General features: G+C 70.9%; 21 protein-coding genes, 3 pseudogenes and 2 CRISPR repeat arrays. Of the genes and pseudogenes, 6 read left to right on the forward strand and 18 right to left on the reverse strand.

Annotated elements, in window-relative coordinates; genetic code table 11:
• Nucleotides 1–69 precede the first annotated feature (69 nt).
• Nucleotides 70–403: a CRISPR direct-repeat array (repeat unit 29 nt; unit sequence GGGACCATCCCCGCGTGCGCGGGGAGCAG).
• A 92-nt stretch (nt 404–495) separates the two neighbouring features.
• From cas2e to cas3, 8 genes are read right to left on the reverse strand one after another with little or no spacing between them, the layout of a single operon-like run.
• A complete protein-coding gene (cas2e, locus tag ACZ3IL_RS13850) occupies nt 496–846 on the reverse strand; it encodes a type I-E CRISPR-associated endoribonuclease Cas2e (RefSeq protein ID WP_467389914.1) in 351 nt (116 codons plus the stop codon).
• Nucleotides 843–1,808: a type I-E CRISPR-associated endonuclease Cas1e gene (gene cas1e, locus ACZ3IL_RS13855; protein WP_467389916.1), complete on the reverse strand. Its 966-nt coding sequence runs from the start codon at nt 1,806–1,808 to the stop codon at nt 843–845. Before cas1e ends, cas2e begins: the two co-directional genes overlap by 4 nt.
• Nucleotides 1,805–2,518 (reverse strand): type I-E CRISPR-associated protein Cas6/Cse3/CasE, encoded by a 714-nt coding sequence (gene cas6e / locus ACZ3IL_RS13860; RefSeq protein WP_467389918.1) that lies wholly within the window; start codon nt 2,516–2,518, stop codon nt 1,805–1,807. The genes cas1e and cas6e overlap by 4 nt, the downstream gene beginning before the upstream one ends.
• Complete coding sequence (gene cas5e, locus ACZ3IL_RS13865) at nt 2,518–3,255, reverse strand: type I-E CRISPR-associated protein Cas5/CasD (RefSeq protein WP_467389920.1); 738 nt, start codon at nt 3,253–3,255, stop codon at nt 2,518–2,520. The genes cas6e and cas5e overlap by 1 nt, the downstream gene beginning before the upstream one ends.
• A complete protein-coding gene (cas7e, locus tag ACZ3IL_RS13870) occupies nt 3,252–4,448 on the reverse strand; it encodes a type I-E CRISPR-associated protein Cas7/Cse4/CasC (RefSeq protein ID WP_467389922.1) in 1,197 nt (398 codons plus the stop codon). The genes cas5e and cas7e overlap by 4 nt, the downstream gene beginning before the upstream one ends.
• The gene (casB, locus tag ACZ3IL_RS13875) at nt 4,445–5,095 is read right to left on the reverse strand and encodes a type I-E CRISPR-associated protein Cse2/CasB (protein ID WP_467389924.1); all 651 of its coding nucleotides are present in this window, start codon (nt 5,093–5,095) and stop codon (nt 4,445–4,447) included. The genes cas7e and casB overlap by 4 nt, the downstream gene beginning before the upstream one ends.
• On the reverse strand, nt 5,092–6,843 hold the full coding sequence (gene casA / locus ACZ3IL_RS13880; protein WP_467389926.1) for a type I-E CRISPR-associated protein Cse1/CasA: 1,752 nt from the start codon (nt 6,841–6,843) through the stop codon (nt 5,092–5,094). The genes casB and casA overlap by 4 nt, the downstream gene beginning before the upstream one ends.
• On the reverse strand, nt 6,833–9,691 hold the full coding sequence (gene cas3 / locus ACZ3IL_RS13885) for a CRISPR-associated helicase Cas3' (protein WP_467389928.1): 2,859 nt from the start codon (nt 9,689–9,691) through the stop codon (nt 6,833–6,835). The genes casA and cas3 overlap by 11 nt, the downstream gene beginning before the upstream one ends.
• Before the next feature lie 308 nt (nt 9,692–9,999).
• A CRISPR array of direct repeats spans nt 10,000–11,004; the repeat unit is 29 nt; unit sequence CTGCTCCCCGCGCACGCGGGGATGGTCCC.
• A 175-nt stretch (nt 11,005–11,179) separates the two neighbouring features.
• On the opposite strand from cas3, the gene ACZ3IL_RS13890 reads away from it, so the two are divergent.
• Nucleotides 11,180–11,554: a DUF6896 domain-containing protein gene (locus ACZ3IL_RS13890; RefSeq protein WP_467389930.1), complete on the forward strand. Its 375-nt coding sequence runs from the start codon at nt 11,180–11,182 to the stop codon at nt 11,552–11,554.
• Between the two features lie 5 nt (nt 11,555–11,559).
• Here the strand turns inward: ACZ3IL_RS13890 and ACZ3IL_RS13895 are convergent.
• Nucleotides 11,560–12,368, reverse strand: a protein-coding gene (locus ACZ3IL_RS13895) for an IS5 family transposase (protein WP_467389932.1) whose coding sequence is annotated in 2 segments (ribosomal slippage) — nt 11,560–12,029 and nt 12,029–12,368 — 810 coding nt in all. Because the reading frame shifts where the segments join, the coding sequence is not laid out codon by codon here.
• 353 nt (nt 12,369–12,721) lie between these two features.
• On the opposite strand from ACZ3IL_RS13895, the gene ACZ3IL_RS13900 reads away from it, so the two are divergent.
• From ACZ3IL_RS13900 to ACZ3IL_RS13915, 4 genes are all read left to right on the forward strand, one after another.
• Nucleotides 12,722–13,480, forward strand: coding sequence for a DUF2589 domain-containing protein (locus tag ACZ3IL_RS13900; RefSeq protein ID WP_467389934.1), 759 nt, complete (start codon nt 12,722–12,724; stop codon nt 13,478–13,480).
• A gap of 254 nt (nt 13,481–13,734) precedes the next feature.
• A complete protein-coding gene (locus ACZ3IL_RS13905; protein WP_467389936.1) occupies nt 13,735–14,091 on the forward strand; it encodes a hypothetical protein in 357 nt (118 codons plus the stop codon).
• Nucleotides 14,088–15,647, forward strand: a complete 1,560-nt coding sequence (locus ACZ3IL_RS13910) for a DUF2589 domain-containing protein (RefSeq protein WP_467389938.1) — start codon at nt 14,088–14,090, stop codon at nt 15,645–15,647. Before ACZ3IL_RS13905 ends, ACZ3IL_RS13910 begins: the two co-directional genes overlap by 4 nt.
• Nucleotides 15,648–15,766: 119 nt before the next feature.
• Nucleotides 15,767–16,447, forward strand: coding sequence for a hypothetical protein (locus tag ACZ3IL_RS13915; RefSeq protein WP_467389940.1), 681 nt, complete (start codon nt 15,767–15,769; stop codon nt 16,445–16,447).
• 56 nt (nt 16,448–16,503) lie between these two features.
• Here ACZ3IL_RS13915 and trxA read toward each other — a convergent pair whose 3' ends face one another.
• The 7 genes and pseudogenes from trxA to ACZ3IL_RS13950 form a co-directional block, all read right to left on the reverse strand.
• Nucleotides 16,504–16,830: a thioredoxin gene (gene trxA, locus ACZ3IL_RS13920; protein WP_467389942.1), complete on the reverse strand. Its 327-nt coding sequence runs from the start codon at nt 16,828–16,830 to the stop codon at nt 16,504–16,506.
• A gap of 568 nt (nt 16,831–17,398) precedes the next feature.
• Nucleotides 17,399–18,076: a hypothetical protein gene (locus ACZ3IL_RS13925; protein WP_467389944.1), complete on the reverse strand. Its 678-nt coding sequence runs from the start codon at nt 18,074–18,076 to the stop codon at nt 17,399–17,401.
• 332 nt (nt 18,077–18,408) lie between these two features.
• A pseudogene (locus ACZ3IL_RS13930) lies at nt 18,409–18,543 on the reverse strand (IS5/IS1182 family transposase); the annotation flags it as partial.
• Between the two features lie 391 nt (nt 18,544–18,934).
• Nucleotides 18,935–19,225 (reverse strand): annotated as a pseudogene (locus tag ACZ3IL_RS13935) (IS5/IS1182 family transposase); the annotation flags it as partial.
• A gap of 215 nt (nt 19,226–19,440) precedes the next feature.
• A complete protein-coding gene (locus ACZ3IL_RS13940; RefSeq protein ID WP_467389946.1) occupies nt 19,441–20,355 on the reverse strand; it encodes a pirin family protein in 915 nt (304 codons plus the stop codon).
• Between the two features lie 327 nt (nt 20,356–20,682).
• Nucleotides 20,683–20,921, reverse strand: a pseudogene (locus ACZ3IL_RS13945) (AAA family ATPase); the annotation flags it as partial.
• 125 nt (nt 20,922–21,046) lie between these two features.
• Nucleotides 21,047–22,996: an NAD-binding protein gene (locus ACZ3IL_RS13950; RefSeq protein ID WP_467389948.1), complete on the reverse strand. Its 1,950-nt coding sequence runs from the start codon at nt 22,994–22,996 to the stop codon at nt 21,047–21,049.
• 262 nt (nt 22,997–23,258) lie between these two features.
• Here ACZ3IL_RS13950 and ACZ3IL_RS13955 point away from each other — a divergent pair, with 262 nt between their 5' ends.
• On the forward strand, nt 23,259–23,513 hold the full coding sequence (locus ACZ3IL_RS13955; RefSeq protein WP_467389950.1) for a hypothetical protein: 255 nt from the start codon (nt 23,259–23,261) through the stop codon (nt 23,511–23,513).
• Nucleotides 23,514–23,698: 185 nt separating this feature from the next.
• On the opposite strand, the gene ACZ3IL_RS13960 is transcribed toward ACZ3IL_RS13955, so the two are convergent.
• Both ACZ3IL_RS13960 and ACZ3IL_RS13965 read right to left on the reverse strand, forming a co-directional pair.
• Nucleotides 23,699–24,784: a class I mannose-6-phosphate isomerase gene (locus tag ACZ3IL_RS13960; protein WP_467389952.1), complete on the reverse strand. Its 1,086-nt coding sequence runs from the start codon at nt 24,782–24,784 to the stop codon at nt 23,699–23,701.
• Complete coding sequence (locus ACZ3IL_RS13965) at nt 24,781–25,620, reverse strand: SDR family oxidoreductase (RefSeq protein WP_467389954.1); 840 nt, start codon at nt 25,618–25,620, stop codon at nt 24,781–24,783. The genes ACZ3IL_RS13960 and ACZ3IL_RS13965 overlap by 4 nt, the downstream gene beginning before the upstream one ends.
• Between the last annotated feature and the right edge of the window lie 233 nt (nt 25,621–25,853).

A 25,853-nucleotide genomic window follows, 5' to 3' on the forward strand; every position in this document is an offset into this window, starting at 1 on the left:
GAGCACAGTGACGCGCCGTTCAGACGAGCAATGAACTGCACGTTCAACCCATCTTGATCACCGAGCGGACGAACCATCCCCTCGCGCGCGGGGAGCAGGGCAGATGCCACCCGTCCCACGGGGCGGCGGAGGGACCATCCCCGCGTGCGCGGGGAGCAGATCGACATGCGGGCGGTCCGGGCCTGAAGGCTGGGACCATCCCCGCGTGCGCGGGGAGCAGGTCGGAGATCAGTCCGTCCCGTGCCCAGTGCCGGGACCATCCCCGCGTGCGCGGGGAGCAGTACGCCGCCGGACCGCTGTACCGTCCCGCGGAGGGACCATCCCCGCGTGCGCGGGGAGCAGGGGGAAACCGGCTCTGACCTGCGGGTTTCAAGGGGACCATCCCCGCGTGCGCGGGGAGCAGACTCGCTGATCTGCGATTTTTAGTCGGTGATGCGCCTGTTCAAGCAAGCTTTTAGAAGTCCGACCTTCATTACATAACGGGCGTTTACGTGATCACTTCCTGCCGAAGCGCCGACGCTTCGACGCCTTGCTCCACCCTTGGGCCGGCTTCGCCGGGGCTTCCACAGGGCGGGGGGCCGGACGGTGGATGAGGGTGAGGCCGTCATGGTCGATGGGTTCCCATTTGTGATCGTGGGTGCGGAAGGTGTAGCCCTGTTCGGTGTTGGTGGTGTGGGCGAGCAGGGCCCGGCCCTGGTCGGCGTACTGGCGGACCTCGTCCCACAGGATGTCCCGGATACGGGCGGACGGGTCGCCGATGAAGACGCCGGGTGATATCTCCAGCAACCAGCGGGTGAGGAAGCCTCTCAGTCCTGCCGGGCAGTTGGTGAGGACGATGACGGTCACCAGCCGTCCTCGTCCCCGTAGTTGGTACCGGAGGGAAGCAGCTGGTCGTGGTCGGACTGGAGGGAAACCCGGTCAATGTCACTGTCCGCGACCGTGATTCCGGATGCTTCTGTTCCAGGTGGCAGGAGAAGACCTTTGATGTCGGTGACGCAGCGGTCCAAAAGGCCGAGCTGGTGGATGCGGTCGCGTAGGGCGCGGCGGGTGCGGGGGCCGGGGTCTTCGTCGGATTCCGCTGCGATGTCGAAGGCAAGAGGGATGCCGATCTCCGTTTTGTAGAGGTCGGCGATGTCCAGGACGAAGGACAGTTCGTGGCCGGAATGGACGAATCCGAGCGCCGGTGAGCATCCGAGCGCGGCAACGACGGCGTGGGTGATGCCGTACATGCACTGGGCGGCCGCGGTGATGGCCTGGTTGACGGTGTCGCCGGCGGTGAAGTCGCCCGGGACGTACTGGCGTTTGCGCCAGCGGACCCCGGTGCGTTCGGAGTTCTTGCGGTAGCAGTCCTTCACGCGGTCCCCTTCCCGTCCGAGGAGTCCTCGGCGGGTGAGGCCGGAGGGGTCCTCGTCGGGGAAGCGCAGACGGTACATGGCGCGGGCGACGTCCAGCCGGGTGCGCTGGTTGGCCCAGGCGACGGCCTGGGCTTCGGCCAGGGCGGAGGAGCGGGTGAGGGCCCGGCCGCCGGCGTAGTAGCGCACGGCGTTCTCTCCGACCCAGACCACCCCGGCACCGCATTCCCCCAGCACGCTCATGGCCTGGTGGGTGATGCGGGTGCCGGGTCCCAGCAGGAGGGTGCCGATGGTGGCGGCGGGGATGTGGGTGGTGCCCTCGGCGTCTTCGGCGGTGATGGCGTTGGCGCCCCGGTGGACGGTGCAGCGTTCGAGGTAGATGAAGGAGGAACGGTCCGCGACGCGTGTCAGTTCGCGCGGACTGCTCAGCGCTCTGCTGCCGACGGTCTGCGTCATCGTTCACCTGTGGGGGCGAGGGTCATCAGTCCGCACCCGTACGCCTTGGCCTTGCCCAGTCCCGTGGTCAGCAGGCGGCGCAGGGCGTCGGGGTCGGTGATCTCCAGGCGGCCGTCGTAGGTGACGGTTTTGACGTTCACGCGGCCCTTCGCGCCGCGTTTGGGGAAGTCCAGGGTGCGCTGGTCGCTGACGGCCACCTGGTGGGTGTCGCCGAACTCGGTGTGCTGTTTGCCCGCCGGTTTCTCGATGACGCGGAATCCGCCCGCCTCCTGGCGCTGGAGCAGCCAGGCCACCTGGTGGCGGGGAGTGAGGTGGGCGGTGCGTTTGGTGGGGGCGCCGTCGCGGTTGCGGACGCTGTGGACGGGGTTGGCGGTCAGGCGGAAGTTCCAGGTGCTGCCCTTGTCGAGGCCGGCGAGGAACGGCGCGTAGTCGTAGGTGGTCCATCCCCGGGCCTGTTCGGTGGCCAGTGCGGGCCATCCGGCCTGTTCGACGAGGTGGGTGAGGTCCGGGCGGGTGGGTGAGGCGATGAACAGGTGGACCTGGGCCGGGGCGGCCCGATCCAGGCGCCACAGGACGCGCGGGGCGTCGGTGTCGGTGGGCAGCAGGTCGGGGAAGGCCGACATGACGGCGGCGTGTGTGGACTGCGGTGAGGACAGCAGCCGTCGGGCCTGGGAGCGTGCGGTGTTGACGCGGAAGCGGGTGAGGAACATCAGGCGATTTCCAGGTGGCCGACGGGATTGTGGGCGGGCGGCCGGCGGCGGGGCCGGGCGCAGGGGTTGGGCACGCTGACCGTGGAGGTGCGTACCGTGCGCAGGGCGTACCGGCGGTGGCGGGGGTCGAAGCTCAGTGGCTGGTCGCGCAGGGTGTCCCCGATGGTGCTGTCCTCCGTGGAGGGGGTCGTGGTGCCGGGGGCGGGTTCGGTCAGGGTGGTGAGGGTGACCGTCGTGTCGTGACGGCGCTGCTGCTGGTACCACTCGGCGGCTCTCCAGGGCTCCTCGCGCAGTACGTCCTCGAGTTCGGCTCCTTCGTGGACGGCGAGTTCGACCGGCCGAGACGGGGGGCAGGATCGCCGGCCGAGGAAGGGCAGGTAGACCGGGGTACGCAGGGCCGTGTGGAGTTCGGTGAGCAGGGCGTGCTCACCGCTGAGAGCGGCGACGAACACGGCGTCGGCCAGGTAGAAGCGTTCCGACAGCGGCATGGCGGTGTCGCCGTGGTGGGCGGTGTGGAAGTCCCGCAGCCGGGTGCCGGGTTGGTCGATGCGCACGCCGAAGCGCAAGGAGGCCAGGGCGGACAGGTCGGCGTCGCGTTCCAGGCCCTGGGCTGCGGCGAGCAGGCCGATGACGCCGCTCTTGGTGGGGGCGTTCTCGGTGGTGCGGCGGCTGGCGAAGCGGGCCGAGGCCCCCCACGACTGCAGGGGGCCGGCCAGTTGCAGGGTGAGCACGCTCATCCGCGCTGCTCCAGGCGGGCGGCGACCGCGGCGCCGGCGGTTTCGACGAGTTTGGTCAGGCTGGGGACCTCGGTGCCGATGCCGGTGAGCTTGTGGGTGGCGGGGCCGATCCGCAGCACCCAGGTGTCGGTGGTCTCGTCGCCGTAGGCCCGCTCGATCTCGGGGATGTAGTCGGCGAGGCGGGCGCAGGCCGTTTCCATGTGGCCGCCGTCGACGTCCGCGCTGACGGGCTTTTCGAAGGCGGAGACGAAGCTGACGGGGCGGGTGGTGCGCAGCTTGACGACGACGGCGTCCGGGAGGGTGTGGTTGCCGAAGGTGTTGATCTTCCCGGTGGGCAGGGAGGAGACGAAGCCGGCGAGGAAGGCTTCCACGGCCCGGCGGACGGGGGTGGCGGGCGATGCGTCCGGGTCCAGGCCGTGGCCGAGGTTCTTCTCGAGGAGGTCGACGTCGAGGGCGGCGTAGCGGTAGAGGGTGGCGGAGTTGAAGTCGACCGTGCCGATCATGCCGGCACCCGGTTCGGCCTCGGTGTTGTGGTCGTCGACGGCCGTGAAGTAGTCCGACTCGTTCTCCACCCGGTGAACGCTGAGCGCGTGGGCGACCTGGGCCGCGGCGTCGACGTTGATGTCGGCGGTGTCGGCGACCATCCGGCCGAACAGAGCGATGTCGACGGAGTGCTCGGTGTTGGCCAGTTGCTTGGCCCGGGCCTTGTTGTCCTTCTCCTTGAAGAACGCCTTGACGTCGCCGGCGCCCTCCACCGCGAGCTCGGCCAGGGCGTCGAGCTGGCGGGCGCTGAGGAACATCAGGTAGGAGGACTCCGGCGCGGGGGCAGCTTCGCCGTTCTTCTTCGCCGCGTCCACCTTCCGCTTGGGCGGTTCGATCTTGGAGCCGGTGGCGGTCTGCAGGACCTCGGCGGCAAGCGCCCACGCCTGGGGGTCGTCGATGCCGGGGAGGAGGGCGGTGATGCGCGGGGCGAGGAGTTCGGCCACGCGCTTGGTGCGCACGCCCAGTTCACCGGCGGGCAGCAGGTCCTGGAACGTCTTCCGGGTGGCGCGCTTCCACGCCTGGCTGGAGACCCGGGCCCGGATCGCCCCTCCGTAGACGGCCGTCTTGGGCGCCCCGGTGTCGTCGCGGTTGATGTTGCTGGGCGGGACGTTCTGCAGGGCGTGTACGTCGAGGATGATGCGGCTGGTCACGAGGCGTCCTTCTGGTCGTTCTCATCGGGGGTGCGCGCGGGGGCGTCGGTGTTCTTGGGCGGGCGGTGGGCGTGGAAGGAGCGGCCCCAGGAGCGGCGCACCCGGTCCCGGCCGCCGGGGAGCTGCCAGGCGTAGAGCTGCCCGGCGAGCAGTACGTAGTCGAGGCTGAGGTCCTCACCGCGCAGCAGCAGGGTGATCTCCCGCAGGCGGGCGGCCAGGACGCTCAGGGTGGGGGCGCTGCCGGCCCGGACGAAGCGTTTGCGTACGGGTTCGTCGATCTCGCCCGGTGGCATCAGCCGGCGTACGGCCGCGCCCAGTTCGTCGCCGCCGGTGCGGTGCATGGCGGTGCTGCGGGACTGCTGGTGCAGGGCGTAGAGGGTCATGGCGGTGAACACGGCTGCTTCGGCCTCGTCGGGGCGGGTTCCCGGCGTGGTGTGGAGCGGTTCGGTGTCGAGCAGTCCCCACAGGTCCGGGATCGTCGCGGTGTCCTTGCCGGCGCCGCGGCGCAGCCGGGCGAGGGCGGCGACCGCCTCGGACCGGTCGGACAGGTAGCCCTGCTGCAGGCGGCCGATCTCGCTGCGGACCACCTCGGCAACCGGATCGGCGGGGGCGGGAGGTCGGAGGGGAGTGGTGGGGGTGGTGGTCATCGGGGCACCTTCGGGGACGGGGGGCGGGGTTCGGCGTCGAAGCCGTCTGCGGCGTCGGGCTGCGAGGGGGTGTTCCCGGGGAGATCAGGAGGGGAGCTCTCGGAAGGGGCCGTTTCGTGGGCCAGGGGGAGGCACCGCTTGAGGCGGGAGCGGAACCACAGGTCGGCCGAGGCGGTGTTCAGCCACACCGGGCCCTTGGCCTGGTCGACGACCCGGCCCTCCCAGGCGGCCTCGCCCGCGCCGGCCAGCTGTTCCTGGGCGAGCCGGCTGATCTCCCGCCGGACGGTGTGCTGCCATGCGGTGCGCCGCTCCCGGGGATCGGCGCCGGGCCCCAGGGCTGCCAGCCAGTTCCGGTAGGGGCCGTCGAGTGCGGCGAACCCCGCGTGGCGGGCGGTGCTGCGGCCCGCGTCGGACTCGCCGCCTGCAGCACTGGTGAGGTCGGAGGCGAGATCGCCCAGCGTGTTCACGGCCTTCTCCGCGTCGGCGACCGCGTCCACCGCCTCCTGGGCCAGCCGCCGGTCGCTCTTGCTGAGCAGCACGACCGACATCGCGACCTCGTCCTCGGTGATCTCGTCGATGACGGACTGCTGGGTGCCGTAGACCACGCCGCACGTCCGGACGCGGATCAGGGCCTCCTTCGGCAGCACTCGTTCGTTGATCAGCTGTGCCAGCCAGTCGACGACGCCGGGCCGCAGCGCGGAGGGGGCCTCGCCGCGTGCGGAGGTGTCCTGGTTGCGGGGGACGACGAGCGTCTCCAGGCCGCGCCACGCCGAACGCGACGGGTCGTGCTCGCGCGGCATGTAGATCAGCGGCCGGCCCAGCTTCTTCTCCTGTGCCGTGCTGCGCCGCCAGCCCGTCATCGGCTCCTGCTCGTGCATGTTCTGCGGGGCGAGCGGATCGCCGTAGGTGAGGACCACGCCGCGGGCCAGGGTTCCGTCGTGGTGGAGGCGGATCCGGCGTGACTGCCAGGTGTAGAGGTCCCTCACTCCGTCCGGCCGTCCGGCGATGTCCCCGGCTCCCGGCCCGCACACAGGGCGCCGCCAGGCCGGCAGATCGCCCTTCGTGTCGCGGTCCGAGGCGATGAGGTTGAGCAGGAGCGTCTCGCGCAGGTCGTTGCCCTCGGCGGCGACTCCTCCCAGGTTCCCCGCCCACGCCACGCCCTGGGAGTATGCCTTGCCGCTCTTGACCCGCGGGTCCCCCTCCACCCCGGTCTTGATGCCGGAGGTGTCGAAGGCGTGGGCATGCACCACCCAGCGTGCGGCCTCCGCGAACGGCACGTGCTCCACCCCGGGGAAGCGGGTGGTGAAGAACGGGTGCCCGTTGGGGACGTCGGCGACGATCCGGTTCAGCCCGAACACCTCGTCCTTCGCCGTGCGCAACCCGGCCACCTGGAAGAACGGATGCACAGGATGCAGCAGGTCGAAGCGCTCGCGGTGCTCGTCGAGGTAGCCGGCCACCGTGGCAAACGGCTCGCCGTCCTCCCACAGCTCCGCCCAGTCGTCGAGGTCCCGCGGCCCGCCCAGGGCGTCGTGGAGGATCGCCAGGAGCAGCCGTAGCAGGGCGAAGTCCTGGGTGGGAACGTCACCGGCGAGGCGCCGGATCTCCCGGGCCCGTGCGAACACCTCACGCAGGGACAGCTCCGTCTCAGTGCCGTCCAGGAGCAGGACCGGCAGCCACGGCTCATCCGTCAGGTCGAAGGAGGTCCTTCGCCCGTGGTGGCCTTCTGCCAGTGCCGGATCATCCCTCACGCCGTACCTCGAGTCCCTCGTCGTGGCTGTACTGGAGCGCGTAGCCTGCCAGTTGGGTCTGACAGCCGGCCTGTACGGGGAGAATGAGCTCCCCTGCCAGCCAGGGGCTGTCCTTGCTCTGCCAGGCGGGCACGCAGAATTCCTCGAGTTCGGCGATGACCCGGTCGATGATCCGCGGCTGCGACAGCTGCAGAGGCAGCCGCAGTCCGCACGCGGCCGCCGCCTTCGCCGCCCTGGGGGCGGGGACGGCGTCCTGCGGCAGCGGCAGCCCGCCGCGCCCGCCGCCCACCCAGTCGACCGTGGTCAGCGACCCGTCCGCCAAACGCTGCACGACGATGACTTCCAGGCTCTCCTGGCTGTCACGGACCTGCGCCCGCCCGGCCCGGGTGTCGTCGGCGTCCCCCGCTCCGGCACCCAGCCAGCCGATCAGGGACCGCCCCGCCCTGCCTGCCGCGGAAAGACGGAAGGTGTCCGCCCGCGCTTCCTTGTCCGCCTGGACCCGCCGGTGCGCCTCCCGCGCCTCGGCCAGGACCGCCGCCCAGGACGCGGGGGCTTCGTCCGCCTCGCCGTACGCTTCCTGGACCAGCGGGCTGATGTCCTGCGGAAGCCGCACAGCAGGCGCCGGCTCCTCCCCCACCCCCGGCACGGATGGCGTGCCGTGCAGGTACGGGGTGAGGGCGGCCAGGGAACGCAGCAGCGGATAACGGCCGTAGACCAGTTCCGAGCCCCGGACCGGCCGGGGAGGCACCTCGTCGGCCCAGTCGACCCCCGTCAGCAGACAGCGGGCCGCACGCAGCCGCTGGGGGCGGTCTTCGCGCGGGTGACGGTGGAGGCGGCCCATGCGCTGCAGGACCAGGTCGACGGGGGCCAGGTCGGTGACCAGGAGGTCGAAATCCACGTCCAGCGACTGCTCGGCGACCTGGCTGGCCACCACGATGTGCCGACCGGGCCGGGCAGCGGACCCGGGACCGAAGCGGCGGACCAGATCGGCGTCCTTCTCCGCCCGGTCCAGGTCGATGAACCGCGCGTGAGCGACGGTGACATGCCCCGGACCGAAACGCTCACGCAGCGCCTTCGCCGTCTCCAGGACACGGACGACGGTGTTGCGCACGACCAGCACACACCCGCCGTCGGCCAGTTCGCTCTCCAGCCGGTCGGCGAGCACCTCCAGGTCGTCCTCCAGCGCTTCGAGACACACGCTCGAACCGCGCCCGGACGCTGCGGGAACCTCCTGCAGCGGCGGGTGCCCGGGCGCCACCGCCGTCAGCAACGGGTACCCCCGTGCCTCCTCCACCGCGGCGAAGTCCTCATCCTGCGCTCGTACCCCGGCATACGCGGCCGCCAGCTCCCGGCGCCTGCGGGCCGGCAGCGTCGCCGAGAGCACGACCACCGGCACCCCGTACTCCCCCAGCCAGGCCAGCACCCGGTCCAGGTAGGCGTTCATGTAGGTGTCGTAGGCGTGCGCCTCGTCGATCACCACGACCTTGCCCGCCAGCGCCAGGTGCCGCAGGGCGAGGTGGCGGCTCCTCAGCCCCGCGAACAGCAGCTGGTCGATCGTCCCGACGACGAACGACGACAGCATCGCCTTCTTCCGCCCCTCCAGCCACTGATGTGCGACCAGCTCGGCCGGCGACGACTGCTCCCGGGCCCCGGGGGCCGGCACGCGGCCTTCACCGTCCAGATCCACCGCGGCGATACGCTGCCGCACACCGGCCTTCAGCGCGGCGAAGTCCTCGTTCAGCGCCGCCTTGGAGTGCGCCAGCCGCACCGACAGCCGCTCCCCTTCCCCGGCGGGAAGGCGGTCCAGCCAAGCCAGCAGACGCGGGAACATCGCGTTCCCCGTCGCCATCGTCGGCAGGGCGAAGAACACCCCGCCCGCCCCGGCACGCCCGGCCAGTACCTCGGCCGCGGCGAGCGCGGCCTCCGTCTTCCCCTCCCCCATCGGCGCCTCGACGATCACCAGCCCCGGAACAGCCATCTCCCGGGCCATCCGCACGGCAGCCTCCTGGACTGGGCGTGGCCGCGCGCCGGCCGGCAGGGCGAACCGGGAGGCGAACAGCTCGCCCACCGGCTCCTGCGGCACCCCGGGCCGCCACGGCTCGGGCAGGTCCAGCCGGGACCAGCCCGCCTCTGCCCGCTCTACCTCCGTGGCGGACGCGCCGTCGGAGAAGTAGGGGAAGAGGTCCCGGTTGCTGGCGATCCAGTCAGCCACGATCACCAGCGCCGACAGCAGCACCTGCACACTCTGCGGAAGCTTCACCCCACGCCAGACAGGCAGCCGCCCGCGCACACCGAAATCATCGGCGCACGCCTCCAGCAGCTCTTCCTGCACCCGCCGCCACGCCTCCTCGCACGACCCCTCGGTACGCAGGAAACCCGGATGCGTGTCGAGATCGTGAACCTGCGGATGGTCCGGCGGAGCCCCGTGATGTCCGCCCACCACGACCGCGAACTGCGCGGTCACCCGCCCCGGCCACCCCTGGCGCTCCTCCAGCCACTCCTGCAACAGCAACTGCCCGGCCAGCGCGTGCGGAGCCATCCGGCGGTCGGGCCCCATCTGCCGCTGCGTCGCCATCTCCAGCCCGGCGGCACGCATACGATCCGCCAACGGGTCCACCTGACAGGCGAACGCCGGCGTCGCCTTGCCGATGTCGTGCACCCCGGCCAGCCACACCGCCAGACGACGCCCGTCATCAGCCCCGCCGGGCAGCGGAGCAGACACGATCTGCCGCACCCGCTCCGGCAGCCACCGGTCCCACAGCAGGCCGGCGACCGCAGCACTGTCGGCCATGTGCCGCCACAACGGCAGCCAACCGTCATCCGCCCGCTCGTACTTCGCCCACACCACCCGGGCAGCAGGCGACAACATCTTGCCTACGAGTCGACGTTGACTCGCGCACACTTTCCTCACACGAGAATCAAATGACAACCACACGACTCACGTCAGCCATTCGGCACTTTTCCATCTCGCAAGCCTGATGATCCCTCCCAGTCATGTGACCATGAAGAGCGGTTGGCTCGAGGAGAAACGGCATATGAAGTGGGACGCAGATGTTGCGATGTACAGGGTTTTGACCCTATCTGACTGATATGAGAACTTCAGCGAAGTTGGTTCAAACCGTTGACTCCCACGCAAGAACACGCAGGTCAACGAGTCTGCTCCCCGCGCACGCGGGGATGGTCCCGGGCACGGGGCGCCGATGCTCTCCCGGAACGCCTGCTCCCCGCGCACGCGGGGATGGTCCCTCCGCACAGCAGTAGCAGGGCGGCGGCGGCTTCTGCTCCCCGCGCACGCGGGGATGGTCCATGCCGAAGGCGAATCCGCCGTAGTCCTTCGGGCTGCTCCCCGCGCACGCGGGGATGGTCCCCCACATGAGCTACAACGCCGGCACCAAGGTCCCTGCTCCCCGCGCACGCGGGGATGGTCCCGGGGTGTCGGCAGGGGTGAGCTGGTGCAGGATCTGCTCCCCGCGCACGCGGGGATGGTCCCCGGATCGTCAGGCCGCCGAGGACGTCGGACTTCTGCTCCCCGCGCACGCGGGGATGGTCCCCACGACCGCCCCCGCCTCCTCGACGCCTTCTGCTGCTCCCCGCGCACGCGGGGATGGTCCCGCCTGGTGGGTGAAGACCTGAGTGCCGTTCTCCTGCTCCCCGCGCACGCGGGGATGGTCCCCTTGCGTTGGCCAGGGCGGTGTCGTAGGCGTCCTGCTCCCCGCGCACGCGGGGATGGTCCGCCGACGCAGCCGGCGAAGAAGTACGTCACGATCTGCTCCCCGCGCACGCGGGGATGGTCCCGCCTCTGGCATTTCCGAGAGGGCCAGGAGCGCCTGCTCCCCGCGCACGCGGGGATGGTCCCCGGTCGAGCTGGTCGAGAGTGACGACGTAGCCCTGCTCCCCGCGCACGCGGGGATGGTCCCGGGACGATCGACGTGTACCGGGTCACGTCCGGCTGCTCCCCGCGCACGCGGGGATGGTCCAGAGCCGCCAGCGTGTGGATGCTTGACCGAGGCCTGCTCCCCGCGCACGCGGGGATGGTCCCGAATGGGGGGTTCCGCCGGGGCAGCCGCTCGGCTGCTCCCCGCGCACGCGGGGATGGTCCCTCCCGCTGGGCGTCCGGCCGGCCGGACCGGGCCTGCTCCCCGCGCACGCGGGGATGGTCCCTGCTGAGGTCCGGCAACAATCCGGTGGTCGCTCTGCTCCCCGCGCATTCGGGGTTACTGATCGTTTCAGAATGCCGCCCTGCGGAGACGCTGGCGCCCCATGGAACAATCCCCTTCAACCACGGGCTCAGGGGGGATGACGCCGTATGGGACGGGTGAGGGATGCACGAGGGCTCGTGCTTGGTTACGTCGACGCTCTGAACGCAGTTGACGCGGCCATGAGGGCGGCGATCCCTTCGCTTGAGCAACTCGCAGATGTCCTCGGCTTGGTCCGTTCGCACAGGATCATCAACCGGAGTGGGCGGGTCGGCACCTACTCCTACTCGGTTCATGGGGCCGGGTGCCGCTTCGTCAGTGACGACGGCATCGAGGTCGATGTCGACTTCGCACCCGACGGGAGCGAGATCTTCGACCTCTGGCGGTTGCGCTGGTACGGGCTGAGCCTGCCTGAGCCTCTTGACGTCACGGATCAGGACCTGCGGACCGCCGTGCGATCCCTTCAACCGCTTCTGACCGAGGTGCCACCAGGGTGGTTCAGTGTCGCTAGCTGATCGCTTCAGGATGAGGTGCGCAGGCGGCGCAGGCATATGAGGCTGCAGGCAGGTTCGAGCAGGCCCTGGTGGAGATCGGCGCGTCGTTCGTAGCGGGTGCGGAGCCGTTTGAACTGGTGCAGCCAGGCGAAGGCGCGCTCGACGACCCAGCGCACCTTGCCCGGTCCGGAGCCGTGAGCGACGCCGCGTCGGGCGATCATCGGCTTGATGCCGCGTTTCCACAGCAGGCGGCGGTGCTTGTCGAAGTCGTAGCCCCGGTCGGCATACAGGCGCCGGGGCTTGCGGCGGGGACGCCCCCGCAGACCCCGAATCGACGGAACGGCGTCGAGCAGGGGCAGGAGTTGGGTGACGTCGTGCCGGTTGCCACCGGCGAGCGTGACGGCGAGCGGGGTTCCGTGACGGTCGACGATCAGGTGGTGCTTCGAACCAGAGCGGGCCCGGTCGACGGGCGAGGGTCCGACGTGGTCCCCCCTTTCAGCGCCCGGACGTGTGATCCGTCCACGGAACAGTCGTCCAGATCCAGCAGGCCGGCGCGGCGAAGCTCGGTCAAGAGGGCGGCGTGCAGGCGCGGCCGGACGCCGGTCTCGGTCCAGTCCCGCAGTCGGCGCCGGGCCGTCACCCCGGAACAGCCCACTGCCTCTGCGGGGACGTCACGCCACGCGACACCGGTCCGCAGTACGTACATGACGCCGGCGAGCGCTACTCGATCGGGAACACGCAGCCGCCCCGGGTGGCGATGGCGCCGTTCGGGGGCGGGAGGCAGCAGCGGGGCCACCCGCTCCCACAGGTCATCCGGAACAAGATCAGCACGCACGCCGGACACCCTGCCGACCAAGATCGTCAAGCGCAAGGCCCACGGCTCAACTCATTCTGAAACGATCAGTAAGGGCGCTGCACGCGAGTGCGGTTCACGACATGCGTCAGTTGCAGGCGGAAGCGCTGACTCACTGGCAGGTCGGCATGCTTGACGGTTCATGATCAACCCACATCGGCTGATTGCCGTTAGGAGGGTTGTGGACCGGCTCAGCCTGCTACGACTTCGCCTTCGGCGTCATTGTTCGTTCCTGTGCGCCCGTACGGGGGGCCGTGGCGTGTCAGGAGGGAGGTCCGGAGCGGCTGCGGCAGAAGATCGTCTCAAGATCCAGTACTTGGTGGAGGGAGTGTCTGATGGCGGAGGCGAAGAAGACGAGTCCGGCGAGGAAGACGGCGGCGGTGAAAAAGACGGTGGCGGCGGCGAAGGCGACAGCCGAGAGGCCGGCTCCGAGTGCCTCTGGCGGTGCGGAGTCCGCACCGTTCGTGGCGGACGTTCCCTCCGTGCCCGGCGATGACCCGAAGCCGCCGGTCGATCTGGGGGCGGAGCTGTCGCTGCCGTTCGAGCAGATCATCGGCGGGCCGCTGCAGGGCGTGATCCGGGCCAGCGCGATGGCCGCGAATGAGACCGCTCAGTTCATCAACAACGTCGGCTTCGATGACAAGAACCAAGCCAAAATGGTGAAGTTCTCCTACGAATCGGCGGAGCACGGAGAAGCTGATCAGACCACCACACCGGAGAAGAGGGTGGTGACGAATGTGGAGGTGCCGCTCCTTGCTGTGGTGCCAATCCCCTATCTGCAGCTCTCCCAGGTGACGCTCGACTTCGATGTGAAGGTCGACTCGGCCTCGGCGCGGAAGCAGGAGAGCACACTCGGTGGCGAGGCGTCGGCCGGTGGCGGTTTCTGGGGTGTCACGGCTTCGGTGAAGGCCAGTTACAGCTCGAGCAGTTCGAGTTCGGACACGGTCAACCGCAGTGCGTCGATGAAGGTCCATGTGGAGGCTCAGCAAGGACCGATGCCGGCCGGTATGGAGAAGATCCTGACGATGCTGACCGAGAACGCCGTCACCGTCCAGCGGGAAAACAAAAAGAAAGAAGAGAACAACGGATCGTAATACTGGGGGCTGGCGTCGGATCCTCGCGTATTCGTCTGCGGAGGCCGGGTGCGGTGCTGCACATCTCGGTGCCGGTGCCGCACCCTGCCGCAAGCGGCATCCGGCGTTCACGCCGGCACGAGGGGCGTGTGCCGTGCCCGGATCGTTTCTCGTATTCCTTCGTTCGGGTTGCTCGCGGTGTCGTGGGGGGTGCTGGTCGCTGCCGCCGTCAGAATGGGGCCGCGAACCGGGAATGAGCCGAACCGAGGAACTCAATGAGCGAGTTGACGATGCGACTGCTGGTGCAGGGTCTGCAGCAGGCCGTGGCCGACGCCGATCAGGCGGTGCGCCGCGCCCAGGAGCCGGACAGCGATTGTGTGGGTATCCAGCCGCAGATGGCCATTGACGACGTCACCTTCACCGTCTCCTTCGTGGCCGATCAGGTCGCTCCGTCGTCCGACTCCAGCGACGCCGGACAGGAAGTCCGCATCGCCGTCGACCCGCAGGCCCTCGCCGAGGCCACGCATGTGAACACGGTGTCGTTCACCGTCCGCAACCGGCCGGTGGAGCGGCTCGAGGTCAACGGCCGCCACCACATCGTCCCGGCCGGGGTCGCGGGGGATGCGCGATGAGCGACGACGACATCCCGGTCGGCTCACTGCTCGGCGCGGCGTATCAGGCCGTGGTCCACGGGCAGGATCTTGCCGCGCGTGAAGCGGTCGAGCTGGTCAAGGAGCTCGGATTCGACAAGGACGGCACCGCCAAGCCGTTCCGCTTTGCCTACCAGCGCACCGAGGCGACGGAGGCCGGTCCGCGAGTGCGCACCGTGCACGCCACCGTGCCGCTGCTGTCGCTGGTCAGCCCGCCGACACTCAGCATCGACAAAGCCGCGATCAGCATGAGCCTGCACTTGATCAGCCAGGACATCGAAACCGAGCCCGCTGACGCCTCCACCGCGGGCGGCGAGACACCGGCAGCGCAGAAGACCACGCCCAAGCTGAAGGGGCGGATCGTCCACAAGGACGCCGGCAATGCCGTCATGACCATCGAGTCCACCCTCAAGCAACGCGATCTGCTGGGCAGCAGCCGACTGACACAGCTGCTTGACGCCGCCGTCAGTGACCGTGACCACCTCTGGTACCAAGTCCTGGACCAAGCGGAACCGTTCCGGGAAGTCGCCACCAAACTGATCGACGCCGTCAACCAGGACGGCTCCACGGGGAATGCCGTGGGAGTGCGAAGGTTTCTGCAGCAGCTGTGGCAGCTCAAGGAAAGCGTCACGGACGCGGTGAGCGCCTTCCGCGACGGGCAGCCGGAGAAGATCCCCCAGCTCCACCAGAACTGGAACGCCGAGTGCGGGAAGCTGGCCTGGATCGACCGGCATACCGAGCCGGAGTCCATGACGCAGATGCGGCAGACCTTCCTTGCCACCGCCACAGCCGTGTGGAACGCCCTCCTGCCCGGTGCGCCGGTCGCCCAGTTCGGCCCGCCCCCCGTGAAACAGCTACAAGACCGGTTCGAGTCCGCCGCCACCGCACTCGCCGCTGCTTCACTGGACCTGGCAGGTCTGCCCGAACGGCTGCGCCGGCTCAAGGCGGCCGTCGCGCAGGGCTGCACCGCTCGCGACTACAAGGAGCCGGACGATATCACCGCAGCCCTGGGCCGCTACAACAAGATCGCCACTGAGATCCGCGGAATGTGGAATCTGTCCGTGCTAAGCCGCGAGTCCTGGAACGCGCAGGACGTACTGGCCGCAGCGGCCAAGGAGGTGTGGGACGCACTGGTGCACGGAGGGGAACTGGAAGACCTCCGCTTCGACGTCGCGGGGATGGAAGCCAAGTGCACGCAAGCACTGCACGAACTGCGCAAGCAGGTGAATGCATTCCCCGATCAAGTGCAGGTAGGACTACTCTCTCGGGCGTACAAGTCTGCGTCTGATGCGCTGACGAAAGCTCGGCTCGCCTGGAAGTCAAGGACACGCTATCCACAATACACGGACGAGATCACCGGTTTTCTTAAACAATTCAATTATGAGATCGGACGCATTGAGCGGCGCGAAAACTCGCGAACCACGAAGAGCGCGTGGAACGATGGTGCCCAGGACTGGAACGGGAAGGCCCATCAGTTCTGGGGACACCTCATCGACACCACAAGCCACAAGGTGGCCGACATCGACTCCGTGGAGTGACCGCGACCGTGGCAGAAGACGCCGACATGGGCCGGACACCCGCATCCCACGGGGAAGAAGAGGAAGACGAGGGACGATCCCTACCCCTGGCCGCACTGCTCATCCAGGCGTGCCGCACGGTGCTGGACGGACAGATCATGGCGATGAGCGCCGGACTGGAGAGCGCCGCCCGGACCCTGCTTACCTGCGACGACGACGGCCGCCCTCAGCCCGCCGCACAGCTGGCGGCCGCCGGTCCGGCCCACAGGGCCCGGCACGTCGCTCTCGCCGACCTCTGCGGCTGGCCTCTCTACGGTGTCGAGTCCGCTCGCATCGTCCTGCACCTGACCACTCCCATGTCGCCCGGGCCGGACGACGTCCTGCGCTGCGCGATCGCAGCGACGACCGCGACCGCGACCATGACCGCCGCCATCCGGCTGTCCACCCGGCCCGGTCCCGGGCCGCTCGCCGACGATCTCGTGGCAGCCGCGCTCACCCCCGCCCCGCCCACCGTCGACAGCGACCGGCTCTCCGCGCCGGCCCGGCGGGCCGTCGCGGCCTGGAGACACCTGCCGAGCCTGTACCGCGGCATCGACCAGATGTCCGCACAGGCCCCCGGACACGCGGCGATCCGGGCCGTCGAAGACCTCGCCGAGGCCGTGTGCACGTGGTGCGCGGGCGGACCACCGGTGAAGGCCCGGCTCATCACAGATGCTCCCCGCCCCGAGACCCTCGACCCCGACGCTCCGCCCGCCCTGGTCGCGCTCGCCGCTGCGGTGGCACGACTCCACCGTTGCCTCGGCACACCGGAACGCGTCTGACCCGCCAGGCAGGCAGCCGAGGCCCGCACCACCGAGTGGTGCGGGCCTCGATGGTCTCACAGGGCGTTGCCCTGCTGGACAAGCCGCTTCAGGCCGGCCGGGTTGGCTCCGACCAAGTCGCCGACCTTGTTCCCGTCCTTGAACAGCATGAAGGTCGGCATGGCCTTGATGCCGACTTCCTGTGCGATGTCGTTCTGGGTGTCGACGTCCACCTTGTAGAAGTCGATGCCGGAGTTGTCCGGTTCGTTCGCGATGCCCTCCAGCACCGGACTGATCTGCCTGCAGGGGCCGCACCAGGTCGCCCAGAAGTCGATGACGACGGGCTTGGAGCCATTGATGATCTTGCGGAACTGGACGACGCTCGTGATGGGAGTGACGGGCATGCTCAGGTACCTCACTTATCCCGAGTTGCATTACCTCGGCTTTTTCCTGACAGAGGCCGTCCGCAATCCCGTACCCCGTCCGGTTCCCCCGATCGGTATAGGTGCGACGGCGCAGTTCTTGACACGCCTGGGCCTGTTCGTCACATGCTGCCGCTTCCACGGCTGAAGCCCTGATCAACCGGTCCCCATACCGCTCGGCCGGCATTTGCCGGCCAACCGCTCCGCGCGGGCGGACATGACGCGGCACACCCGTTCGTCCGCGGGCCTTGATCGGCCTGAGCACAACCCCGGACGGGTGCCGACCGATCGGAGGGCAGAAGCGGGGGCGCGGGAGGACCTGGTGGACCTGCCCACACCATGCCCGGACCTGAGCGGGCCTGCGCCCGGTCCGGGGTGCGAGGACTGGGCCCAGCCGGGTTCGTGCAGCTCGGTCGGCCCGCTCACCGCAGCCGCTCGAGGTCTGCTTCGGCACAAGCCGGTCCGGGGCCGCCGACGCTGCACTGTCCACAGCGGCCGTCGAGAGGTGTTTCGGGCAGGCCGCGTACTTCTCATGTGCGCGGGCGGGGCTTCAGCCCCGGGTGGGGTCGACCAAGGAGAGCCACCTGTTGTCCTCGGTGTAGTGGTTCACCCTTTCCTGGTACGTGGAAAAGGTGAGAGATCCAGGATGGTCAGCCCCTTGGGGGAGATAGGCGATCTCTCCGGTTGTCCGGTGGCTCTCGAATTCATAGCCGCACGATTTGAGACCAATCAGCTCGCGGGAGAAAACGGTGAAGCCGGTCCTGAATTTCCTGCTTTTCTTGAACCAGTCAGGACGCACCGTTCGGTAAAGGTTTTCTCTGGTGCGGGGGGAGGCGAGGAAGAACTGTGCGATGTAGTGCGCGCCGCCGAGCAACCAGGCATCGTTCACGAGGATCGTCCACTTGCTGGAGTCCAGGACTTGCCCTGTCCCGCGCTCAGTGGTCTCGCTCATGGTTTTGAAGTTTTTGATCACCTCGGAGTCGATGCCAGGGATCTTTTCCGTGGCAATCACTTCGTCCTGATCCAGCCGGTTTCCGGCGATCAGCCCCATGTTCTGGATTTCTACGGCCCACTGGGCGGCCTTGTAGACGTTGAAGGCTACGCGTACGCGCTCTTCGGAGAAGGCGGCTTCGAGGCTCCTTCTGTCCTCTTCACTGCCGGCCGAACGGATGTACAGAGGGCGGGCATCGACCACCGCCTGCCTGAAGTCTTCCCAACTCTGGAACATTCCCATTGTCCTCTCGTGAACGCAGTGCGGAGTTCCGTTGCCTTCCGCGCGGGCAGCTGCCGGGCATGCATGCCGGCATCGCCGGCGCACACATTGCAGGGCGTCTCGACCGTGCGGAAACGAGCATGCCCAGACCGCAGGGACGCTGAGACATGCTCTTGCTCCCATCACCCCATAGAGGCCAGAGAAAGCGTTTCTGCGTGCGGCACATACCGCAGCGCACAACGGAATCACTCAGGGGGCGCGCATATGGTGCCGTCCGGCCCCTTCCGCTCCCCCAGCGCCGCCTGCCTACGCGGGGGCGGACCAGCGTAGGCATCAGTGAGCCTCTTTCATCCTGAATAACCGCAGGTCAGCAAGGTGTGGACGGCTTGGGCGACGGTGCCGACACGGCGGGTGGAGCATCGGGCTCGGCGGAGGATGCGCCAGGACTTCAGCTGAGCGAAGGCGCGTTCCCCAGGAGCCCTTGAGATTTCATCTCAAGGGCTCGTTAAGACCGTGCCCTATGTGGTGAGACGGTCCAAGAAGGACCCCATGCCGGGGGCGAGCCGTCGAGCCATCGGTGAACCACCCGTTCCTGCCCAAGAACCTGCTCAGGCGCCGCACTGTCGGTCGCAGGTCAGCAAGCGGGGACACGTCCGGGACGCATGCTGATCGTTTGCTGACCTGAGGGGGGCACATGATGCCCCTGACCTGCGGCGACGCCAAATAGTCAGATCATGGACTTGTACTTCGTTCACGAGTTCCCGACAGCGGACATCCATGAGTCTCGACAGCACTCCGCCCGGTCCGGATCAAACGCGCGGTGAAGGCGGCGCGACCAGTGCGAGACGGGACCGCCAGGGCGCGAGGCATGGCCCGGCCCGGTAGCGCGGGCGAGAGCCACAGCGGCCGGCTGTCCGGATCGGTGACCGCCGGCACGTTCACACCGTGCCGACTGGGCTTGTGGGGGTAGTCCGTGCGTAAGTCGCCGATCCGGCCGGACTCGGCGAGGGCGTCGTCCAGCAAGACGAAGTCGGGGTCTGCCTCGCGCAGGACCTTCAGCGGACCCGGTGCTCGTTCAGCGATCTTCACCAGGGTGACCTGCTCGCGCGGGTACACCAGTGCCACCATCGCGTGCCGAGGTCGAACGAAGGGGCGCCGACTCCCGCACGACACGCCTGACGAGCCGTCAGGAAAGTCGGCAAAAGGTCAGCATCGATCCGGTCGAACCTTGTCACAGGCATCCGAAGGCGCGACTCGCCATCCTCTCCCCGGACCCGGCGGACGCCCGCCCCCGAACCCGGGTCAGGCAGCGGATCGGAGGTCCCGGCATGGCGGCCACCAGTGACCGCACCGCCGCCCCACCCCCGCATTTCTCCAGGTCAGCGCACTCGCCCGCGCGGCTTCAGCGGAACGGTGGGCAGCTCGGGAGCGGGCAGGCGGGCGCCGTCGTAGCCGTGCACCTCGCCGAAGCGCGTGCCGTTCTCCCAGTCGTTCCGCGCCTGCGCGATCTCGTCGCCGGACCGGGCGACGAAGTTCCACCACATGACGATCTCCTCCTCGAACGGCGGGCCGCCCAGCAGGACCGCGCGGGCGGGGGCGTCCGACGTGTTCGCGAGGGTCAGCGCGTCGGCCCCGGGGGCGGTGTAGCCCAGTTCGGCGGGGCGCAGGGGCGTTCCGGCGAAGCGGACGTCCCCCCGGTCGACGAGCAGGCCGTGTTCGAAGGCGGGGTCCGCGGGAAGGGTGACGGACGCGCCCGGGTCGAGGAGGAGTTCGGCGCCCAGGAGGGGGGTGAAGGTCCGTACCGGGGAGGTCTCGCCGGCCAGCGAACCGAGGAAGACCCTGAGGGTCGCCCCGTCCAGGCGGCGGGTGCCGGGCACGTAGTGCTGGAAGTCCCGGGCGGTGTCCCGGTGTTCCCCGGGGAGGGCCACCCACAGCTGCACGCCGTGCAGGACCGTGGTGCGGGCGGTGGAGACCTCCGAGTGGCTGATGCCGTGGCCGCCCGTCATGAGGTTCAGTTCACCGGGGCGCACGAACGCGTGGCTGCCCAGGCTGTCGCGGTGCTCGATCTCGCCGTCGAACAGCCAGCTCACGGTCTGCAGGCCCGTGTGCGGGTGCGGGGCCACGTCCATGCCGCCGGACTCCGCGACGTCGTCCGGTCCGTAGTGGTCGGCGAAGCACCAGGCGCCGATGAGGGTCCGGGCCCGCTGCGGGAGGGTGCGCCGTACGGTCATCGCCCGGGGGCCGCCCAGGGGGACGTCCCGCGCGGGCAGCACCTCGACCTTCACCTGGCTCATGCGAGACCCTCCCGAACCGTGTAGTTCCATTTTCAATAATTAAGCGCGATGATAGCCCCCGTGCCCGGTCGCGCCGCCGAGCACCGTCCTCGCCGTCGCCTTCCTGCCGGGGCGCCGGGCGGGGTGACAGCGGACCCGGGGCCCGGCGTGGTCCCGCGCCCCGCACGTCCCTACGGGCGGTGGTGCGAGGGGGAGACCGCCGCGGCGCCGGGCGAGCCGGGTCCCGCACCTCCGGGCAGTGCACCCCCGGCGGGCGGTGCGGGTCCACCGCCCGGTCGATGGCCGCCTCGACGGCGGCGACGCGGTCGGCGAGCAGGCCGAGGGCGGCGACCGCACGGCCGGGTCGCCGGCCGCCGGGCGGGTCAGCAGTTCCAGGTCGGCCCGGTCGCGGCCGGCGAGCGGGGCGAGGACCGGGTGGGAGGTGAGGGCGTTCTCCACGAAGCCGAACGCGAAGACGTCCTCCTTGCCGGCCGGCACGTCGCCGAGGTTCCACACGCCGGCCCGGTTGGCGAGCATGTCGGCACGCGGAAGTCCCGCCCGGCCCCGGTGTACGGGTTGCCGGCCGTACGGCACGGCCGCCGGGTCGTTCGCGTTGCCGTCGTCCGGCAGTCTTCACGCGCCCTTGATGCCGGTGACCGCACCGGGGCGGCGGCCGGCCCGGCGCCGGGCCCGCGCGCCGGGCCGGGTGACCTCAGGGGCCGGGGAACGGGCCGGGGGGTTCGAGGAGTTCGGCGAGGCCGGCGCGGGTGGCGGCGATCACGACGCGGTCCCCGGGGCGCAGGACGTAGCCGGGGCGGAGGTCCCACAACAGGCCCGGCGAATCGTTTCCGTCGTGGGCGGCGGCGAGGTCGGGGCGGGCCCGGGGGGTGGTGGTGCCGAGGGCGAGGACGCGCCAGGCCCCGGGGCGGAAGGCCTCCTCGACCGTGCGCCCCTCCAGGTGCGGCTGCCCGGCGACGTCGACCGCGGCGAAGAGCAGCACGCGGCGTTCCACGGGGACGGCGCCGAGGATCTGGCGGCCCATCATGGCGGCGGCGAAGGCGGGCGCGGCGAGGGTGGAGACGCTGCGGCTGCGGACGAGCGCCCCGGGGTGGGCGGCGCGCAGGGTGCGGTGGACGGCGGTGGCGAAGTCGTCGTCGTACAGGCGGAGGGCGACGAGCAGTTCCGGCGCGAGCGTGCGCGCGTACAGCACGGCCTCCAGGTTGGTCGTGTCTGCGCTGGTGAGGGCGAGGAGGGCGTGCGCGCGGTGGACCTTGGCGGCCTCCAGGACGCCTTCCTGGGTGACGTCGCCCAGGACGACGGGGACGCGCAGCCGGCGGGCGAGCGCGACGCCCCGCGCGTCGGGGTCGTCCTCCACGCACACCACGGGGACGCCGAGCGCGCGGAGCTGGACCAGGACACGGGTGCCGATCTTGCCGAGGCCCAGCAGGACGACGTGGCCGGTGAGCCCGCGCGGCGGGCGGCGCAGCGCGGAGGCGCTGCGGTAGGCGCCGAACGCCTCCAGGGCGCCCGCGACCAGCAGGGGCAGCAGGGCGAGGCCGGCGAGCCCGGTGAGGAGCTGGAGGACCTGGCGGGGGACGGAGTCGCCGACGGCGGGTTCGGCGATCGCGAACAGGTCGAGCAGGGTGATGTAGACGGCGTGCGACGGGGGGCCGTCCGTGACGGCCGAGGAGACGGCGGCCAGGACGGTGACGGCCACGACGGCGCTCACGAGGGCCCGGCGCAGCCGGGGCGAGAGGAGTTCCCTGAAGGAGGCCCCCCGGCTCGTCCGTCCGGAGGACGCGGCCGGTTCGCGGCCGACGGCCTCCAGGACGACGGTGCCCCGGTCGGCGGCGGCCCGTACCGCGGCGTCGTCGGGCAGGAGCCGGGGCGCGTGCGGGCCGCTGCGGTCGGAGCCCTCGGCGCCGGCGGGGTCGCTGGTCGTGGACGACAGCAGGGCCAGGGTCGCGAGACCGGGGGCGGCCCGGCGCCCGGGGCGGGCGGGCAGCCGTTCGGCGGCGCGCAGCAGCAGCCCGTCGGCCTGGACGATCTCGCCGGTCCCGGCGACGGCGGTGGCGGCGAGCGCCGGGGCGGCGGTGTCCGCGTCGGACAGGACGACGGTCGAGGTGTCGTGCCGGCCGCGCACGCTCTCGGGGACCGTGAGGCCGGTGGCCTGGTCGAGCAGCTCCGCCATGCGCCGGCCGAGGTTCCGGTTGTACATCCTCAGGACCAGGCGGACACGCGGGTTGAGGCGCCGCGCGAGGAACGCGGCCCGCATGTTGACCTCGTCGTCCTCGTAGAGGAGGGCGAGGGCCTCGGCCCGTCCCACGCCCGCCTCCACGAGGGCCTGCTCGCCGGGCGCGGCGGCGGTCGTCTCCCGTACGCCCGGGAGCGGGGCCGGGTCGGGGACGTCCCCGGGCGGTGCTCCGGGGCGGCCGACCGCCGCGCCCACGCGGCCGAGCAGCGCCGAGGCGCGGGAGAGGCCCCCGGGCGGGTGCCCGTCCCCTGCGAGGCCGGGCGGCGGCGGTGTCACCAGGGTGACGGGTTGCCCGTACACGTCGGCGAGTTCGGCGGCGATCCGGTGGGCGAGGGCGTCGTCCCCGCACACGATCATGTGCCGGCCGGTGTGCGGCCGTCCGTTCGTCCGACGAGGCGCTGCGGACATGTTCCCCCCTCGGGTACCGGGTCCCGGAACCGTGACGGTCCCGGGCGCCGCCCCGGCGGGCGGCGCCGTCCCGGGCCGGGGCGGGGTGCCGCGCGGCGGGACGCCGGTTCACTGCCGGTTCCCGGAAGTCTTCCCCCTCCGGGGTCGCCGTCACCGTCGTCCGGGACGGGAGGCCGGGGCGGGGGGCCGGGACGGGCGGGCCCCGGGGGCGGGCGGGCCCCGAGGCGGGGACGGTGTCAGAGGTGCCCGTCACACTGGTGACATGAAGCTGCCACGCATTCCCTGCGGGACCTGTGGCCGGCCCATCGCGGCGGGTCCGGTCGCCGGACGCCTCGGCAAGGGCCGGGTCGCACGCCACGACGCCCCCGGCATGCGCGCCAGGAACCCCGGTGCCCTCGTGTCCTGTCGGGGCTCCCTCGCGATCGTGGACCTGCCCGTGGGACAGATGGAGCTGCCCGTCGACGAGCCCGGTCCCGAGCCGGTGGCCCCGCCCGACGCCCAGCCGGCCCTGTTCTGACCGGACACGGCACGCCGGACCGCCCGGAAGAGGCGCCCGGCCCCGGGCCGGCTCGGCCGGGCCGGTGGGAGCGTGCGGGCGCCCCCTCCGGCGCTCCCCGCCCGCGCAGTGCTCCTCGCCCCCCTCGGCGGTCCCGTCCCCGCCGACACGTCCCGTCCCCCGCTAGCGGACGCCCCCGCCCCGGTTCAGGTGCCGGGCGCGGTCCCACCGAGGGTGGCGACGAGGCCGGGCGGGAAGCCGGCGGCGCGCAGGGGGGCGTACACGTCCCGTTCGAGGTCCGGCAGGTAGCCGAAGAGGACGTCGGCCGGGCCGGCGATCTCGACCTCGCCGCAGGCGGCGGGCAGCAGGAGCGTCTCCGCCCGGCCCAGTTCCTCCGCCCGGCCGCCCGCGCGCACGAGCACGGGCGCCCCGGCGTTGGACAGGACCTGCGCGGTGGCGAAGGAGCGGCGCAGGGGCTCCTGCGTACCGGCCCGCCAGCGTTCGAGGGCGAAGTACGGGCCCGCGCACAGGAAGAGGCGGTCCACGCCGTCGCCGGCCGCGATCCTCAGGCCGGGGATGAACTCCGGCCTGCTGTCCGGGTCCACCTCCTTCATGAGCATGTCGAGGTTGGCGGCGAACTCGGCGTCGTCCACGGGCGAGCCGTCCTCCATCCGCCAGCGCATCGCGTGCTGCTGGATGTCGGAGGTCTGCTCGATCTCGTAGACGAGGACGCCCGGGCCGAAACTGTGCGGGGTGCCGCCGGGCACGTAGAGGGTCTCCCCCGCGCGCACCGGCAGCCGCCGCAGGACGGCGTCGAAGTCCTGCGCCTCCAGCGCGGCGCGCAGCCGGTCCCTCCCGACCCCCTTCCGGACGCCGCACAGGACGGTCGCCCCGGGGAGGGCGTCGAGGACGTGCCACGCCTCGGTCTTGCCGTTGGGCTGTCCCTCCAGGCGCCGGGCGGCCTCGTCGTCGGCGTGCAGATGGACCGGCAGGGTGCCGGTGGCGTCGATGAACTTGGTCAGGACGGGGAAGCGGTCCCCGGTCCACCCGGGGCCCATCAGCGTCTCCGGGTGGTCGGCGACCACCTGGCGCAGGTTGCGGCCGGCGAGCGGCCCGTTGGTCACGACGCCGACGTGGCCGTCGACGTCGCTGCACTCCCAGGTCTCGGCGACGCTCCAGTCCGGGATGCCGGTCTTGCCGAGGCGGCGGGCGAGGGCGTGCCCGCCGAACACCAGCGGTTTCGCCGTGACCGTCAGGCGGAGCGGGTACGGGCCGGTGGCGTCGGGGCTCACAGGATCGGCTGTCCGCCGGTGACCGCGACCCGGGCCCCGGAGACGTAACTCGCCTCGTCGGAGGCGAGGAGGACGAAGACCCCGGCGAGTTCGGCCGGCTGGCCGGGGCGCCCGAGCGGGACCTGGGAGCCGAACCCCTCCACCTGGTCGGAGGGCATGGTGGAGGGGATGAGCGGCGTCCAGATCGGCCCCGGGGCCACGCTGTTGGCCCGGATGCCCTTCGGTCCCAGCAGCTGCGAGAGGGAGCCGACCATGTTCGCGATGCCGGCCTTGGTGACGTTGTACGCGAGGAGCTGCGGCGGGGGCATGTCGGAGTTCACCGAGGTGGTCGCGATGATCGAGGACCCTTCGCCCATGTGGGGCACGGCGGCCTTGGTCAGGTGGAAGAAGGCGCTGAGGTTGGTGGCGAGGGTGTGGTCCCACTCCTCGTCGGGGATGTCCTCGACCGCGTCCCGGGTCATCTGGAACGCGGCGTTGCTGACCAGGACGTCCACCCGGCCGAACTCCTCCACCGCCTTGGCGACGACCGCCCGGCAGTGCGCCGGGTCGGCCAGGTCTCCCGGGACCAGCACGCACCGGCGGCCCGCCTCCTCCACCCGGCGCCGCGTCTCGGCGGCGTCGTCGTGCTCGTCGAGGTAGGAGACCAGGACGTCGGCTCCCTCACGGGCGTAGGCGATGGCCACGGCACGGCCGATGCCGCTGTCCGCGCCGGTGATCACCGCCGCCTTGCCGGCCAGCCGTCCCGATCCCCGGTAGCTCTCCTCGCCGTGGTCGGGCCGGGGGGTCATCGCGGCGGTGGAACCCGGGGGCGTCTGCTGCTGGGGAGGGTAGGACATGGCGGGATCTCCTGGGGAACGGGACGAACCGCGGACGGGTTCACGGGGGCTCCGCCGAGCATATGCGAAGGGGACTTTCGCGACATTTCGCCAGCGCGACCGGCTCCCCCGACGCGCCCCGCCCCTTCGCCGCCCCCGCCCCGCCGCCCTCACGGAGGAGTCGCGCGTCCGGGACGCGTCCGGGACGGCCCGCGGCCTTCGCGGCGGGCCCCGGGGCGGCCAGGATGGCCGTG

Source organism: Streptomyces sp. NPDC014907 (assembly GCF_055562975.1).

Coding starts and splice junctions, on each gene's coding strand:
- ACZ3IL_RS13955 (WP_467389950.1), top strand. CDS start 23,259: ATGAAGCTGCCACGCATTCCCTGCGGGACCTGTGGCCGGCCCATCGCG.
- ACZ3IL_RS13905 (WP_467389936.1), top strand. CDS start 13,735: ATGAGCGAGTTGACGATGCGACTGCTGGTGCAGGGTCTGCAGCAGGCC.
- ACZ3IL_RS13900 (WP_467389934.1), top strand. CDS start 12,722: ATGGCGGAGGCGAAGAAGACGAGTCCGGCGAGGAAGACGGCGGCGGTG.
- cas1e (WP_467389916.1), bottom strand. CDS start 1,808: ATGACGCAGACCGTCGGCAGCAGAGCGCTGAGCAGTCCGCGCGAACTG.
- cas5e (WP_467389920.1), bottom strand. CDS start 3,255: ATGAGCGTGCTCACCCTGCAACTGGCCGGCCCCCTGCAGTCGTGGGGG.
- cas6e (WP_467389918.1), bottom strand. CDS start 2,518: ATGTTCCTCACCCGCTTCCGCGTCAACACCGCACGCTCCCAGGCCCGA.
- ACZ3IL_RS13950 (WP_467389948.1), bottom strand. CDS start 22,996: ATGTCCGCAGCGCCTCGTCGGACGAACGGACGGCCGCACACCGGCCGG.
- ACZ3IL_RS13925 (WP_467389944.1), bottom strand. CDS start 18,076: ATGTTCCAGAGTTGGGAAGACTTCAGGCAGGCGGTGGTCGATGCCCGC.
- casB (WP_467389924.1), bottom strand. CDS start 5,095: ATGACCACCACCCCCACCACTCCCCTCCGACCTCCCGCCCCCGCCGAT.
- ACZ3IL_RS13965 (WP_467389954.1), bottom strand. CDS start 25,620: ATGTCCTACCCTCCCCAGCAGCAGACGCCCCCGGGTTCCACCGCCGCG.
- ACZ3IL_RS13910 (WP_467389938.1), top strand. CDS start 14,088: ATGAGCGACGACGACATCCCGGTCGGCTCACTGCTCGGCGCGGCGTAT.
- ACZ3IL_RS13940 (WP_467389946.1), bottom strand. CDS start 20,355: ATGAGCCAGGTGAAGGTCGAGGTGCTGCCCGCGCGGGACGTCCCCCTG.
- trxA (WP_467389942.1), bottom strand. CDS start 16,830: ATGCCCGTCACTCCCATCACGAGCGTCGTCCAGTTCCGCAAGATCATC.